Source organism: Enterobacter hormaechei ATCC 49162 (genome assembly GCF_001875655.1).
Lineage (GTDB): Bacteria > Pseudomonadota > Gammaproteobacteria > Enterobacterales > Enterobacteriaceae > Enterobacter > Enterobacter hormaechei.
On record NZ_MKEQ01000001.1, the window covers coordinates 2,080,163 to 2,095,513 of the forward strand.

Genomic DNA, 15,351 nt, shown 5'->3' on the forward strand with positions numbered 1-15,351 from the left:
AGCATGTTTCAATATTATGATTCGTTACCAATTTGGAGTTTTATCATGCCGCCTCGCCGCTATAACCCCGACCACCGACGTGACGCGCTTCTGGAACGTATTAATAGTGATATCCCGGCAAGCGTTGCCCATGCCCTGAAAGAAGATCTCGGCGGCGACGTCAGCGCCGATAACGATATTACCGCCCAATTGTTGCCAAAAGAGACGCGCTCGCACGCGGTGATTATCACCCGCGAAGCGGGAGTGTTCTGCGGCAAACGCTGGGTTGAAGAGGTCTTTACCCAGCTGGCGGGCAACGACGTGCAGGTAACATGGCACGTTGAAGACGGTGATGCGGTCACGGTGAATCAGCCACTGTTTGAGCTGGACGGCCCTTCCCGCGTCTTGCTGACCGGCGAACGCACCGCACTCAATTTTGTGCAAACGCTCTCTGGTGTCGCCAGTGAAGTACGCCGCTACGTTGACCTGCTGGCGGGTACGCGCACCCAGCTGCTGGATACCCGTAAAACCCTGCCGGGCCTGCGTACCGCGCTGAAGTACGCGGTGCTCTGCGGCGGCGGCGCTAACCATCGTCTGGGGCTATCCGATGCCTTCCTGATCAAAGAGAACCACATTATTGCCTCTGGCTCGGTGCGTCAGGCGGTGGAAAAAGCCTTCTGGCTGCATCCGGATGTGCCGGTCGAAGTGGAAGTGGAAACGCTGGAGGAGCTGGACGAGGCCATTAAAGCGGGGGCTGACATCATCATGCTCGATAACTTCAACACGGAGCAGATGCGTGAAGCGGTCAAACGCACAAACGGCCAGGCGCAGCTTGAGGTGTCCGGCAACGTGACGTTCGACACCATCCGCGAATTTGCTGAAACCGGCGTCGATTACATCTCCGTTGGCGCTCTGACCAAGCATGTACGCGCCCTCGACCTCTCGATGCGCTTCAAATAATTTGTCCTCCCCTCTCCGCCCGGAGAGGGGAAATACGAAACCGCTCGCAATTACGCTGTCCTTCACTGCAACACTGAATCATTTCCCTGAAAGCCCCTTCACGTTCACGCTTTTGCCCCTCGTTTCTGCGCGCTGGCACTGCCACAGTAGCGCCACTTAACGTAAGGAGCAGACATGAACAGACAACAAGGATTTACCCTGATTGAGCTAATGGTGGTCATTGGCATTATTGCCATCCTGAGCGCGATTGGCGTCCCGGCCTATCAGAACTACCTGCGAAAAGCGGCGCTCACCGATATGCTGCAAACGTTTATCCCCTACCGCACCGCCATAGAACTTTGCGCCCTGGATCATGGTGGCGTGGAGCGCTGCGACGCAGGCACCAATGGCATCCCCTCGCCCGCAACCACACGTTACGTTTCAGCGATGAGCGTGGCAAAGGGGACCGTATCGTTAACAGGGCAGGAAAGCCTTAACGGGCTTGAAGTGCTCATGACACCGATCTGGAGCGACGGTAACGGTATGACGGGCTGGACGCGTGACTGCAAAGTTGCGTCCGACACGGCGCTCAAACAAGCCTGTGAAGATGTTTTCCGCTTCGACAACAACTGACAGGAGTGGACAATGAATACCGAACAGCTTATGACGCTCTGTCAGCGCCATCACGCACTGCTACTCGCAAGCGACACCGATATGATCAGCATTGCGGTGGTGGGTAATCCTGCCTCTGAGCTGATGGAGGCGTTACGCTTCGCCACGCAGAAACGTATTGATATTGAGTGCTGGACGGCCGAACGGATGGAAAAACGGCTCCAGTCCGCCTCATCCTCACATCTGCCGGGCATAGCGCCAAACTCAGCCGCTGATGTGCTCAATACAACGTTGCAGCAGGCAGTAAACCAGCGGGCGTCTGACATCCATATTGAACCGACGGAGCACAGCTACCAGATCCGTTTGCGAATCGACGGTGTTCTTTACCCGCAACCGCCGATCTCTGCCGCCCTCGGTACGACGCTTGCCGCGCGCCTGAAGGTGCTGGGCCAACTGGATATTGCGGAGCGCCGCCTGCCGCAGGACGGTCAGTTTACGGTGGAGCTGGCAAGCGTCCCCGTCTCTTTTCGTATCGCAACCCTTCCCTGTAGCGGTGGAGAAAAAATCGTGCTTCGTCTGCTTCACCAGGTGCAGCAAGCGCTGGAGCTTGAACAGCTGGGGATGAGTGCAGACCAGCAGGCCCGTTTTGCCGGTGCGCTTAACAGCCCTCAGGGGTTAATTCTGGTCACCGGCCCGACCGGTAGCGGGAAAACGGTAACGCTGTACAGCGCGTTGCAGGCGCGAAATACCCCTGACGTCAATATTTGTAGCGTGGAAGATCCCGTTGAAATCCCGCTTGCAGGCTTAAACCAGACGCAGATTAATCCTCGTGCGGGGCTGACCTTCCAGAGCGTGCTGCGCGCCCTGCTCAGGCAGGATCCTGACATCATTATGGTGGGTGAAATTCGTGACGGCGAAACGGCAGAAATTGCCATCAAGGCCGCACAAACCGGGCATCTGGTGCTGTCCACGCTCCATACTAACTCAACGACTGAAACGCTGGTACGGCTGCAACAGATGGGCGTCGCGCGCTGGATGATCTCCTCGGCACTCTCAATGGTGATTGCCCAGCGGCTGGTGCGCCGGTTATGCCCGTACTGCCGACAGGAAGCCAGCCGCCACACCGAATTACCGCGCGCGTTGTGGCCCCGGCCGCTTCCTCGCTGGCAACCTACCGGCTGCGATCGCTGTTACCACGGTTTTTATGGTCGCGTAGCCATTTTTGAAGTGCTCGTCATCGACGACACACTCCGGCAGGCCATTGCCAGCGGAGCAAGCACGGAGGTGATTGGATCCAGCGCACGTCAGGCGGGAATGACCTCTTTGTTTGAGCATGGCTGCATGGCCGTGGAGCAAGGGCTGACTACGCTCGAAGAGCTGTTGCGTATCCTGGGAATGCCCGATGGCTGCTAATTCACTCTGGCGCTGGCGTGCCCTGACCTCCGGTGGGGACGTGCAAACTGGCACCCTCTGGGCCATAGACCGTGACGCAGCTTACACGGCTCTGGTGCTTAAACAGCTGCACCCGCTGGCGCTAAACCGCTGCCAGCAGCGCCACCGATGGCAGGTGCAGCACTGCTACGATATTTTTCGCCAGCTCGCCACGCTGCTACAGGCCGGACTCACGCTGTCCCAAAGCCTGCACATGCTGGCGGAACAGCATCCTTTACACCAGTGGCAGGCGCTGCTGCACAGTCTTGCTGATGACCTGAGCGAAGGCTGCGCCCTGTCGGAGTCCATGAAGAAATGGCCTGACGTGTTTAGCCCACTTTATGTCTCGATGGTAAAAACGGGTGAGCTGACGGGAAAGCTTGAAGCGTGCTGTCGCCAGCTTGCGCAGCAGCAAAAATCTCAGCAGCAGCTAAATGCTAAGGTGAAGAAAGCGCTGCGCTACCCGCTGATCATCCTGACGCTGGCCTTTTTCGTGGTGCTGGCGATGGTGACGCTGGTTTTGCCGGAGTTTGCTGCAATCTACAAAACGTTTAACACCCCGCTCCCTTTGCTCACGCAGGCAGTCATGGGGCTGGCGGCCCTGGTTCAGGCGCACATCCTCACCCTTTTGGCTCTGCTTGTAGTGATGATTCTCCTCGCCTGTAAACTGCGGCGGCATCCGCGCTGGCAGTATGTCTTGTTACACGTACCGGTAATGGGCACGCTGTCGCGCGGGCAAAAACTGGGGCAGATTTTTACCGTGCTGTCATTAACCCAGCAGGCCGGAATTGCCTTTTTACAAGGCCTGGAGAGTGTGGAAGAGACCGTTGAGCGTGGCTACTGGCAGGACAAAATCCGCGGGATACGCAGCGATATCGAACAGGGGATGCCCGTGTGGTCCTCCTTCCAGAAGGCCTCTGTTTTTACGCCATTGTGTATTCAGCTCATTCGCACCGGAGAAGTGTCGGGTTCACTGGATGTGATGCTGATGAATCTGGCCCGCCACCATACGGAACAGACATTTCAGCAGGCAGACAATCTGGCGGCGCTTCTTGAGCCTTTGCTACTGGTCGTGACGGGACTGATTATCGGCACGCTGGTGGTGGCGATGTATCTGCCGATTTTCCATCTGGGGGATGCAATGAGTGCGGGGTAATGCTGGCGCACGAACGCGCGCCAGCCGTAGCCGTCAGAGGCTATTAAATACGCGGTTTTCCTGCTCCTGAACGCGGATAAACGTCGTGCGTTTGGTCAGCTCTTTCAGGCGGGAAGCTCCAACGTAGGTGCAGGCAGAACGCAGACCGCCGAGGATATCGCGCGCCGTGTTTTCAACCGGACCACGCAGGGGCAGCTTAACGGTTTTGCCTTCCGCCGCACGGTATTTCGCGACACCACCCACGTGACGGGTCATCGCAGATTCAGAGCTCATTCCGTAGAACAGCATGAATTTCTCGCCGTTCTCTTCCACGACGGTACCGCCGCTCTCTTCGTGGCCTGCCAGCATGCCGCCGAGCATCACGAAGTCAGCGCCGCCGCCGAAGGCTTTTGCGACATCGCCTGGCATAGTGCAGCCACCGTCGCTGATGATCTGGCCGCCCAGTCCGTGCGCAGCGTCAGCGCATTCAATTACCGCAGACAGCTGCGGATAACCCACACCGGTTTTCACGCGCGTGGTGCATACGGACCCAGGACCAATACCCACTTTCACAATGTCGGCACCGGAGAGGATCAGCTCTTCACACATTTCACCGGTCACCACGTTGCCCGCAATGATGGTTTTGTTTGGCCAGGCTTCACGCGCCTTGCTGACGAACTGGACGAAATGCTCGGAATAACCGTTTGCCACGTCAATGCAGACAAAATTCAGCGCCGGATTTGCGTTCAGGATCTGTTTGGTTTTCTCGAAATCTGCATCAGACGTACCGGTCGAGACCATCACATGCTTCACCACGTCAGCCGGGGCGGAGGCGACAAACGCATTCCACTCCTCAGGGCTGTAGTGTTTGTGTACCGCAGTAAGGATGTCGAATTGCGCCAGTGCGGTCGCCATCTCGAAAGTTCCGACGGTGTCCATGTTGGCCGCGATGATCGGCACGCCAGACCACGTCTGACCGGAATGCTTAAAGGTGAATTGACGTTCGAGTTCAACGTCTGAGCGACTTTTCAGTGTAGAGCGTTTAGGGCGGATAAGAACGTCTTTGAAACCTAACTTCAGATCTTCTTCGATACGCATGTGCGGATTCCTGGGGTTAGAGGCAAATATATTAAAAGCACAACTCCAGTGACGCTATCATACGCACTAATACCTGCTCCGCAAGACTGCGAAATTCTCTTTTTTTACGCTACAATCCTATAAATTTACCTGGTAAAAAGCGGGTAAAGAGAACTAAACATTCGCTGTTGTAAGTTTGAATTTTAAGCAACTGATTTTAAAAATGAATAATTCCCAGGATCTGATTTAATGGGGTATATCGTCGCATTAACCGGCGGCATCGGTAGTGGTAAAAGTACCGTTGCGCACGCGTTTGCTCGTCTCGGCATCACGATTATCGACGCCGATATCATTGCCCGTCAGGTGGTAGAACCGAATACACCCGCCTTAAACGCCATCGAAGCGCATTTTGGTCGCCGTGTGATACAGGCTGACGGTACCCTGAACCGTCGCCAGCTGCGTGAATGCATATTTTCTGATTCTTCGGAAAAGGCCTGGCTTAATGCCTTGCTCCACCCCATTATCCATCAGGAAACTCAGCGTCAAATTGCCGCAGCCCGTTCGCCCTATGTGATGTGGGTGGTTCCGCTCCTGGTAGAAAATCAGCTGCATAAGAAAGCCGATCGGGTACTGGTGATTGATGTTGCACCCGAAACGCAAATCCAGCGAACCATGACCCGCGACCACGTTTCGCGTGAACATGCAGAACAAATTCTTGCCGCACAGGCCACGCGCGAAGCGCGCCTCGCCGTTGCGGATGATGTTATTGATAATAACGGCGCACCAGATGCTATTGCATCGGATGTTGCTCGTCTGCACGCGCAGTATCTGACCTTCGCCGCGCAGGCCGTTGCACAGGAAAAACCATAATGTCGACTCATATTCTTTTTGAGCACCCGCTTAACGAAAAAATGCGTACCTGGCTACGCATAGAATTTCTTATTCAACAGCTTTCACAACATCTGCCTGTCAACGATCACGCCACCGCGTTGCATTTTTTCCGCAACGTGGGCGATCTGCTTGATGTGATTGAACGCGGCGATGTCCGCACTGAGCTGTTGAAAGATCTGGAGCGTCAGCAGCGTAAGTTACAGGCCTGGGCCGAAGTACCGGGCGTGGATCAAAGTCGAATTGACGCTTTACGCCAGCAGCTGAAAAACAGCAGCACGACGCTGATGGCCGCGCCGCGCGTCGGGCAATTTTTACGTGAGGACCGTCTGATTGCGCTGGTGCGCCAGCGCCTGAGCATACCGGGCGGGTGCTGTAGCTTTGACCTGCCGACGCTGCATATGTGGCTGCACATGCCGCAGGAACAGCGCGATCGCCAGGTGAACGGCTGGCTGAGCAGCCTGGAGCCGATGAATCAGACGTTATCGCTGATCCTCGATCTTGTGCGTAACTCTGCCCCGTTCCGCAAGCAAACCAGTCTCAACGGTTTCTATCAGGATAACGGCGACGACGCCGATCTTCTGCGTCTGAATCTGTCTCTTGGCGAGCAGCTTTACCCGCAAATTTCCGGACATAAAAGCCGTTTCGCGATCCGCTTTATGCCGCTGGACAGTGAACATGGCACCGTGCCGGAACGCCTCGATTTTGAACTGGCCTGTTGTTAAGGAGTGCCAATGTCTGACGTAACTACCGTAAGCTGCCCAACCTGTGGCAAAACTGTCGTCTGGGGTGAAGTGAGTCCATTTCGCCCATTCTGCTGCAAGCGCTGTCAGTTGATTGACCTGGGCGAATGGGCGGCGGAAGAGAAACGCATTCCGAGCGAAGGCGATCTCTCTGATAGTGATGACTGGAGCGAAAACCAGCAATAACGTTCAAAGCCTGCTGGCGCTTCGCTTAGCAGGCCTAAGGTTGGGCAACCAGCCGGAGGATCACAGGCTCATTGGCAGGCGGGAATTTTTCCGCATCGCTGGCCTGAAGTTCAATCCAGCTACCTGGCTGCCCCTCTTTTCCCCAGGGCTCACCTTCCCAGTTTTCCACCAGCCAGAACCACAGCGTAATGTGACGATCCGGGAACTGGTACTCCAGCTTATCGAACAGCGTTGCGCCAAGCGGGGTGATGCCCACCTCTTCCTGAAGCTCGCGCACCAGCGCCTGCTCCGGCGTTTCACCTGATTCGATTTTCCCGCCCGGGAATTCCCATTTGTTAGCCATGTGCGCATCGGCGGCACGCTGGGTTATGAAGATCTGGTTTTTCGGGTTGCGAATGATCCCGACAGCAATTTGCAGTGTTTTCATGGTGTCACTTCCATAAAAAAGGCGCAGATATCTGCGCCTTTTCAATTTGTTATGTTCTTAGCTCAGACGGCCGTGGCACGCCTTGTATTTTTTGCCAGAACCGCATGGGCACGGATCGTTACGACCGACCTTACGATCGCCCGTCTGCGCTGCGATTGCCGCTGCGGCTTCGCTTTCATCGGTCTGATGGCTCAGCTGCTGCATCTGTGCCAGACGCTCAGCTTCTTCACGGCGCTGCTGCTCCATCGCTTCCACTTCTTCCGGCATACGCACCTGAACCTTGCTCAGGGTGCTGATGACTTCATACTTCAGCGATTCCAGCATGGCAGCAAACATGGAGAAGGATTCACGCTTGTACTCCTGCTTCGGATCTTTCTGCGCATAACCACGCAGGTGGATACCCTGACGCAGGTAGTCCATCGCCGCCAGATGTTCTTTCCACAGGGAGTCCAGCGTCTGCAACATCACGCCTTTCTCGAAGTGACGCATCATCTCGGCGCCAACCACTTCTTCCTTACGCTTGTAGACGTCCAGCGCGGTTTCGTAAATACGTTCGCGCAGGGTCTCTTCGTGCAGCTCAGGCTCTTTGTCCAGCCACTCTTTGATTGGCAGTTCGAGATCGAAGTCGTTTTTCAGACGTTCCTGCAAGCCTTCGATATCCCACATCTCTTCCAATGACTGCGGTGGAATGTGCGCGTCGATAGTGGCTTTGAACACATCTTCACGAATGCTGTTGATGGTTTCGCTCACGTCGGACACGTCCAGCAGTTCGTTACGCTGGGTGTAGATCGCACGACGCTGGTCGTTGGCAACGTCATCATATTCCAGCAGTTGCTTACGAATATCGAAGTTGCGGCTTTCCACTTTACGCTGGGCGTTAGCAATCGCTTTGGTGACCCACGGGTGCTCAATGGCTTCGCCTGGCTTCATGCCCAGCTTACGCATCATGCCAGACACACGGTCAGAGGCGAAAATACGCATCAGCGCATCTTCCATAGACAGGTAGAAGCGGGAAGAACCGGCATCACCCTGACGACCCGCACGACCACGCAGCTGGTTATCAATACGACGAGATTCGTGACGCTCGGTACCAATGATGTGCAGACCACCGGATGCCAGCACCGCGTCGTGACGCACCTGCCAGTCGGCTTTGATCTGCGCAATTTGCTCTGGGGTTGGGTTTTCCAGCTCCGCCACCTCGGCCTGCCAGCTACCACCGAGCATAATATCGGTACCACGACCCGCCATGTTGGTGGCGATGGTCACGGCAGCCGGATAACCCGCCTGCGCAACGATATCCGCTTCTTTAGCGTGGAACTTGGCGTTCAACACGTTGTGCTTGATGCCTGCTTTGGTCAGCTCGTTAGACACCACTTCGGATTTCTCGATGGAGATGGTCCCCACCAGTACCGGCTGGCCATTGGCAGTACGGTCGCGAATATCTTCGATGATCGCCTGAATTTTTTCCGCTTCGGTCATGTACACCAGGTCCGGCATATCTTTACGGATCATCGGACGGTTGGTTGGCACAACCACGGTATCCAGCTTATAGATGGAGCTGAATTCAAACGCTTCGGTATCGGCAGTACCGGTCATCCCCGCCAGCTTCTCATACAGACGGAAGTAGTTCTGGAAGGTGATGGAGGCCAGCGTCTGGTTTTCGTTCTGAATGTCCACGCCTTCTTTGGCTTCCACAGCCTGGTGCAGGCCATCGGACCAGCGACGCCCCTGCATGGTACGACCGGTGTGTTCATCGACGATGATGACTTCACCGTCTTTGACGATGTAGTCAACGTCGCGGGTAAACAACGCATGCGCGCGCAGTGCGGCCGTTACGTGGTGCATCAGCATGATGTTGCTCGGGGAGTACAGAGACTCGCCCTCTTCCATAATGCCTTCAGCCACCAGCAGCTCTTCGATTTTCACCAGGCCGCGTTCGGTCAGGTTGACCTGACGTGCTTTTTCATCCACGGAGAAGTGGCCTTCACCCTGGAAGGTATCAGAGTCTTCTTTCTCCTGACGCAGCAGGTGAGGAATGATTTTGTCGACTTTACGGTACATCTCGGAGCTGTCTTCAGCCGGGCCGGAGATGATCAGCGGGGTACGCGCTTCATCGATCAGAATGGAGTCAACCTCATCCACCAGCGCATAGTGCAGTTTACGCTGGACGCGCTCTTCCGGGCTGAACGCCATGTTGTCACGCAGGTAGTCGAAGCCGTATTCGTTGTTGGTGCCGTAGGTGATGTCCGCATTGTACGCTTCACGTTTGGCCGGTGCCGGCAGGCCGGACATGTTAATGCCCACGGTCATACCGAGGAATTCGAACAGTGGACGGTTGTTTTCGGCGTCACGCTGCGCCAGATAGTCGTTGACGGTAACAACGTGAACGCCCTTACCGGTCAGCGCGTTCAGGTATGCTGGCAGCGTTGCGGTCAGGGTTTTACCTTCACCGGTACGCATTTCCGCAATGCAGCGCTCGTTGAGCACCATCCCGCCCAGCAGCTGCACGTCGAAGTGACGCATGCCGAACACGCGTTTACTGGCCTCACGCACTACGGCGAAGGCTTCCGGGATCAGGCTCTCTAAGGTTTCGCCTTTCTCCAGACGCGCGCGGAATTCCGCGGTTTTCGCTTTCAGCTCATCATCAGAGAGCTTCTCCATCGCCGGTTCCATACCGTTGATGACGTTCACAGCTTTGCGCATGCGGCGCAGGGTACGATCGTTACGACTACCAAAAACTTTGGTTAACAATTTGATTAGCATAATAAATTCTCAAACGCCCCAGACGGGCAGATAAATTAAGGTATTGAAAAAGGTTAATTTAGCTGAGGCGTTGTGGCCCGGCACGGATGCCATGAACCTGGCTAATCCATGTCGAAACAGAGAAGGATGCGGGGGAAACAAAATCCGTTTGCGCCGTCTGAGTCACGGTCACAGGCGGCTGGTTATCCTGCGTCAGAAGCGCATTAAGCGTATCGAGCAGGGCAAGATGCTGAGCCTGAACCGGCAGCGTCTCTTCGGCAACAGGCATCGTTTGCGGCGCCATCGCGAACGACAGATGGCGAATAACCGTGCGAATGGCGTGTTGCTGCCAGTAATCAACGGAGAAATTAGGACGACGGCTGGCTTCAAGCCATGCGAGATTAGTAAAATTAACCCGCGTAGTAAGATCGTGTTTGGTGGTGCTGGAACGGGTGGGTGTCGCCGCGTCTGCACTGTTGCTGAGCACAGGCAAGCCGAAACTCGCCGCGACCATCCCTAATAAGAGATGCGGCCAGAAGTAACGTCTGCCAAATTGTCGCCAGCGCGTCAGTATTCCGCTCACTTGCTCCACCACGTTCGCCCGCCAGTGCAGGCTGAGTTCAGTTATTCTTTTTTAGCGCCCAGATATTACCACTAAAGCCAATATACAGCAGCAGGAATGACACCTTGCAGCAGGTAAAAACGGTCAATAATGCAGCGAACACACCGTTATTCGGCACCCGACACAGGCCGAGGGTGAGAGGGACAATTAAAGAAGGGTAGAAATAAAAACGACTGGCTTCCCTGGTCGGAGAGAGTACCAGGTGAACCAGTCGCTTTTCTTACGAAACGGTGTGAACCGTTACGCCAGGACCATAGTTGGTGCTTTGAACGCCAGCGGCAGTTCAGCTTCGTCTTCGAAGGTCACGTACTCCCAGGCTTCCTGTTTTGCCAGGACTGCCTGCAACAGTTTGTTGTTCAGTGCATGACCGGATTTAAACGCGGTAAAGGCACCAATGATATTGTGACCACACATGAAGAGGTCGCCGATCGCGTCCAGCATTTTGTGACGAACAAATTCATCTTCAAAACGCAGGCCGTCTTCGTTCAGTACGCGATAATCGTCAACAACGATGGCACAATCGAAGCTGCCGCCCAGGCACAGGCCGCGGGATTGCAGATATTCGATATCACGCATAAAGCCGAAGGTACGTGCTCGGCTGATCTGACGCATAAACGCATCCGCAGAGAAGTTCATCGCATAGCGCTGGGTGCTGGAGTCAATCGCCGGATGGTTAAAATCGATGGTGAAGTCCAACGAGAAACCATTGTACGGTTTGAATTCAGCCCATTTGTCGCCATCTTCGACGCGAACGGTCTCTTTAATGCGAACAAATTTCTTCGCGCAGTTCAGTTCTTCGATGCCGGCATCCAGCAACAAATAAACGAACGGAGCAGCACTCCCGTCCATAATCGGGATCTCTGGCGCATCGACTTCAACAATAATGTTGTCGATACCCAGACCCGCCAGGGCGGCGTTCAGGTGCTCTACGGTAGAAATCCGCACGTCATGCTCGTTCACCAGACAAGTACAGAGCATAGTATCACGCACAGATTTGGCATCGGCCGGAAAATCTACCGGTGGATTCAAGTCGGTGCGACGATAGATGACCCCGGTATTGGCCGGCGCAGGGCGTAACGTCAGCGTGACTTTCTTGCCGGTATGTAAACCGACACCCGTCGCCTGAACGATACGTTTAAGTGTCCTTTGTTTGATCATCGTATAATCTCGCCAAATTAACTATCCAACCGAGAGTGTATATCACTAACGGTGGGCCAGTTTAGCACAAAGAGCGCAAATCCCCAAATTCCAGCCAATTCTTAGTCAGCTTGCTTACGCAGGAACGCCGGGATATCCAGATAATCTGGCTCTTTTGCCGTTTGTGGAGTCGGGTCGTTCACCACTTTCGCAGCCGGTTTTTGCTCCTGAGTCAGAGGCGCCATGCCGTGCTGCTGGTAACGATCCATCACCGGCTGCTGAGTCTGTTTATTGGTCACCAGGGTGATCTCAGGACGCTTGTCCATACCGATACCGGTGGCCACAACGGTCACACGCAGTTCGTCGTTCATTTCCGGGTCAAGGGAGGTACCGATCACGACGGTCGCGTTGTCAGAGGCGAATGCACGGATGGTGTTACCCACGGTTTCGAACTCATCCAGACGCAGGTCAAAGCCAGCGGTGATGTTGACCAGCACGCCGCGCGCACCAGACAGATCGATATCTTCCAGCAGTGGAGAAGAGATCGCCATTTCAGCGGCTTCTTCCGCACGGTCTTCACCGCTTGCCACGCCAGAGCCCATCATCGCGTAGCCCATCTCGGACATCACGGTGCGAACGTCTGCAAAGTCAACGTTCATCAGGCCAGGACGGGTAATCAGTTCAGCGATACCCTGAACCGCGCCTTTCAGCACGTCGTTTGCCGCGCCAAAGGCGTCCAGCAGAGAGATACCGCGACCCAGCACTTTCAGCAGTTTGTCGTTCGGGATGGTAATCAGAGAGTCCACGTGTTTGGACAGCTCGGTGATACCCTGCTCCGCGAAAGCCATACGCTTCTTGCCTTCAAAGTTGAAAGGCTTGGTCACGACAGCAACGGTCAGAATACCTAAATCTTTAGCGACTTCCGCCACAACAGGTGCTGCACCGGTACCTGTACCGCCGCCCATACCCGCTGCGATGAAGACCATGTCTGCACCGTCCAGTGCAGCGCGCAGCGCTTCACGATCTTCTTCAGCCGCGTTGCGGCCCACTTCCGGGTTAGCCCCTGCTCCCAGACCTTTGGTGATGCCACCACCGATCTGAATCGTCTGGCCAACAGCCGTTTTACGCAGTGCCTGCGCATCGGTGTTCACCGCGAAGAATTCAACACCTTCAATGCGCTCGCGCACCATGTGCTCTACGGCGTTACCGCCGCCGCCACCGACGCCGATGACTTTAATCACCGCGTCGTTGGTTAATTCCATAGGTTCAAACATAATCTCTCTCTCCGTTGTGCCTGTCGCCCGAGACCGCTAATTCTCTCCGGTCTCTTAAAAAATTAAAATTCTTTTCGCAACCAGGTGTTAAGTCGTTTGACCCACGACCCCACCGAGACGCGTTTTTCCACCTCTGCCTCACCACTTAAATGGGATTCTTTCCCGTAGTGCAGCAGGCCCACCGCCGTTGAATAGTACGGCTCCTGAGCATAATCCGTTAAACCGGTGATATTCAGCGGCGCACCAATACGCACCTGCGTATGGAACACGCGCTGAGCGCAGGCCGCAAGACCTTCAATTTGCGCTGCCCCGCCGGTTAATACAATCCCCGCCGCGAGATGATGTTTCACACCCTGCTGGCGAAGCTGTTCCTGTAACTGCAAAATCTCTTCGTTGACCAGGTTGAGCAGCTCGGTATAACGCGGCTCAATTACCTCTGCCAGCGTCTGGCGTTGCAGGCTGCGCGGCGGTCGCCCCCCTACGCTCGGCACCTCAACGCTCTCGTCTTTGCCGACGATAGAGCCCAGCGCGCAACCATGGCGCACTTTAATCGCCTCTGCATCGCTCGGTGGCGTACCAAAGGCGTAAGCGATATCGCTGGTTACCACATTCCCGGCGTACGGGATCACTTTGGTGTGGCGCAGCGCACCGCCGGTATACACGGCCATGTCCATTGTACCACCACCAATATCGACCACACAGACGCCCAGTTCACGTTCGTCTTCGGTCAGTACGGAGTAGCTCGCGGCAAGACCGGCGAAAATTAGTTGGTCAACTTTCAGGCCACAACGTTCAACGGCTTTTACAATGTTCTTTGCCATATCGTTGTGACATGTGATCAGGTGCACTTTTGCCTGCATACGCACGCCCGACAGACCGACCGGATTCTTGATGCCTTCCTGGTAGTCGATCGCGTATTCCTGCGGGATCACATGCAGCACACGGTGCTCGTCGCGAACACGCACGGATTTCGCCGTGTGGACAACGTTCTCCACGTCTTCCTGCGTCACTTCTTCTTCGGAAATCGGCACCATACCGATTTCATTCTGGCAGCTGATGTGCTTACCAGAAAGGGCCAGATAGACAGAGGAAATCTGGCAATCTGCCATCAATTCAGCCTGGTCGATGGCGCGCTGAACGCATTTCACCACCGACTCAAGGTCGTTTACCCCACCTTTATCCATACCACGGGAAGGGCAGCTGCCCACGCCAATGATATTGACCATACCGTCGGGCAGAACTTCCCCTACCAAAGCGGCAACCTTCGCGGTGCCAATCTCCAGTCCTACTACCAATTTTCTGTCCGTCGACTTGATCATTGTTGTTCTGCCTGTACCTGTGCCTGATTTTGTTGCTGATTAGGTTCCTCGACCGGAGCCGGCTCCCAACCGACTGCTGCGCCTGAGTCATAGCGCAAATCAACGTAGCTTATCCGTTTGCCATCCGCCTGCGCCTGCTGCTGTAAAACCGGGTAAAGTTCTACAAATCGCGCCAGACGTTTCATTGTGTCGCCACGGCCAAGATTGAGCTTAATGCCATTCGTTAAGGTCAACTGCCAGGAACGGCGCGCCGTCATCGCAGCATCTTTTAACGTAAAGCGATCCTTAGCCAGCACCTGCCCCATCTCACGAAAACCCTGCAATACTTCGTTTTCGCTGCCTTCCGGGCCATACAACATCGGTAAATTCTGCTTGTTGACACGATCGCTCGGGACGCTGAACGAATTTCCGTCTACGTCAACCATATGCTGATCATTCCAACGCGCAATCGGCACATATTCAACCAGATGAATCTTCAATTCATCAGGCCATTGCTTTCTGACACTCGCCTGTTTTATCCACGGCAGACGTTCAATCTGACTCTGAATAATGTTGACGTCCTGCGTCATAAAGGTGCCAGGCGACCCAAGCGCCAGAATCGACTGGCGAATATCATCATTACGCGTGTAGTGACGCTCCCCGGTCACCACCAGCTTCGACAGCGGCAACCGCTGCGCGTCTTCCATCCAGCCCAGCACCATCCAGCCGCTGATAAACACGGTGCACAGCACCCCGAGCAGGAAGATGATCCCTGCAAGACGCGTTCCATTACTCCGGCGCGAAGAGGAATATTCTTCTTCGTCATCGCGGTTGCGCGTGTTCAATGCAGCCTGAGACATA

At 55.2% G+C, this 15,351-nt stretch carries 15 protein-coding genes; 7 read left to right on the top strand and 8 right to left on the bottom strand.

Annotated features, from left to right (window positions below):
• Nucleotides 1-45: 45 nt before the first annotated feature.
• The 4 genes from nadC to hofC all read left to right on the top strand — a co-directional run bounded on the left by nadC (nt 46) and on the right by hofC (nt 4,117).
• Entirely contained in the window at nt 46-939 is an 894-nt protein-coding gene (gene nadC, locus BH712_RS10510; protein ID WP_032673651.1) for a carboxylating nicotinate-nucleotide diphosphorylase, read from the top strand.
• A gap of 174 nt (nt 940-1,113) precedes the next feature.
• Nucleotides 1,114-1,551 carry a prepilin peptidase-dependent pilin gene (gene ppdD / locus BH712_RS10515; RefSeq protein WP_006810100.1) on the top strand — a complete coding sequence of 146 codons (438 nt, stop codon included), beginning with the start codon at nt 1,114-1,116 and terminating at the stop codon, nt 1,549-1,551.
• A gap of 12 nt (nt 1,552-1,563) precedes the next feature.
• Nucleotides 1,564-2,943 carry a type II secretion system protein GspE gene (gene gspE / locus BH712_RS10520; protein ID WP_006810101.1) on the top strand — a complete coding sequence of 460 codons (1,380 nt, stop codon included), beginning with the start codon at nt 1,564-1,566 and terminating at the stop codon, nt 2,941-2,943.
• A complete protein-coding gene (gene hofC, locus BH712_RS10525) occupies nt 2,933-4,117 on the top strand; it encodes a protein transport protein HofC (RefSeq protein WP_006810102.1) in 1,185 nt (394 codons plus the stop codon). Before gspE ends, hofC begins: the two co-directional genes overlap by 11 nt.
• A gap of 33 nt (nt 4,118-4,150) precedes the next feature.
• On the opposite strand, the gene BH712_RS10530 is transcribed toward hofC, so the two are convergent.
• Nucleotides 4,151-5,194 (bottom strand): GMP reductase, encoded by a 1,044-nt coding sequence (locus tag BH712_RS10530; RefSeq protein ID WP_006810103.1) that lies wholly within the window; start codon nt 5,192-5,194, stop codon nt 4,151-4,153.
• A 228-nt stretch (nt 5,195-5,422) separates the two neighbouring features.
• Here BH712_RS10530 and coaE point away from each other — a divergent pair, with 228 nt between their 5' ends.
• From coaE to yacG, 3 genes are read left to right on the top strand one after another with little or no spacing between them, the layout of a single operon-like run.
• Nucleotides 5,423-6,043: a dephospho-CoA kinase gene (gene coaE, locus BH712_RS10535; RefSeq protein WP_006810104.1), complete on the top strand. Its 621-nt coding sequence runs from the start codon at nt 5,423-5,425 to the stop codon at nt 6,041-6,043.
• Entirely contained in the window at nt 6,043-6,786 is a 744-nt protein-coding gene (gene zapD / locus BH712_RS10540; RefSeq protein ID WP_006810105.1) for a cell division protein ZapD, read from the top strand. The genes coaE and zapD overlap by 1 nt, the downstream gene beginning before the upstream one ends.
• A gap of 9 nt (nt 6,787-6,795) precedes the next feature.
• On the top strand, nt 6,796-6,990 hold the full coding sequence (gene yacG, locus BH712_RS10545; RefSeq protein WP_006810106.1) for a DNA gyrase inhibitor YacG: 195 nt from the start codon (nt 6,796-6,798) through the stop codon (nt 6,988-6,990).
• 34 nt (nt 6,991-7,024) lie between these two features.
• Here yacG and mutT read toward each other — a convergent pair whose 3' ends face one another.
• The 7 genes from mutT to ftsQ all read right to left on the bottom strand — a co-directional run bounded on the left by mutT (nt 7,025) and on the right by ftsQ (nt 15,350).
• The gene (gene mutT, locus BH712_RS10550) at nt 7,025-7,417 is read right to left on the bottom strand and encodes an 8-oxo-dGTP diphosphatase MutT (RefSeq protein WP_006810107.1); all 393 of its coding nucleotides are present in this window, start codon (nt 7,415-7,417) and stop codon (nt 7,025-7,027) included.
• A gap of 57 nt (nt 7,418-7,474) precedes the next feature.
• The gene (secA, locus tag BH712_RS10555; RefSeq protein ID WP_006810108.1) at nt 7,475-10,180 is read right to left on the bottom strand and encodes a preprotein translocase subunit SecA; all 2,706 of its coding nucleotides are present in this window, start codon (nt 10,178-10,180) and stop codon (nt 7,475-7,477) included.
• Between the two features lie 58 nt (nt 10,181-10,238).
• Nucleotides 10,239-10,742 (bottom strand): secA translation cis-regulator SecM, encoded by a 504-nt coding sequence (secM, locus tag BH712_RS10560; RefSeq protein WP_006810109.1) that lies wholly within the window; start codon nt 10,740-10,742, stop codon nt 10,239-10,241.
• Nucleotides 10,743-11,021: 279 nt separating this feature from the next.
• Entirely contained in the window at nt 11,022-11,939 is a 918-nt protein-coding gene (gene lpxC, locus BH712_RS10565) for a UDP-3-O-acyl-N-acetylglucosamine deacetylase (protein WP_006810110.1), read from the bottom strand.
• Nucleotides 11,940-12,040: 101 nt separating this feature from the next.
• On the bottom strand, nt 12,041-13,192 hold the full coding sequence (gene ftsZ, locus BH712_RS10570) for a cell division protein FtsZ (protein WP_003856338.1): 1,152 nt from the start codon (nt 13,190-13,192) through the stop codon (nt 12,041-12,043).
• 62 nt (nt 13,193-13,254) lie between these two features.
• A complete protein-coding gene (ftsA, locus tag BH712_RS10575; RefSeq protein WP_003856340.1) occupies nt 13,255-14,511 on the bottom strand; it encodes a cell division protein FtsA in 1,257 nt (418 codons plus the stop codon).
• Nucleotides 14,508-15,350, bottom strand: a complete 843-nt coding sequence (gene ftsQ / locus BH712_RS10580; RefSeq protein ID WP_006810111.1) for a cell division protein FtsQ — start codon at nt 15,348-15,350, stop codon at nt 14,508-14,510. Before ftsQ ends, ftsA begins: the two co-directional genes overlap by 4 nt.
• Nucleotide 15,351: the final 1 nt, after the last annotated feature.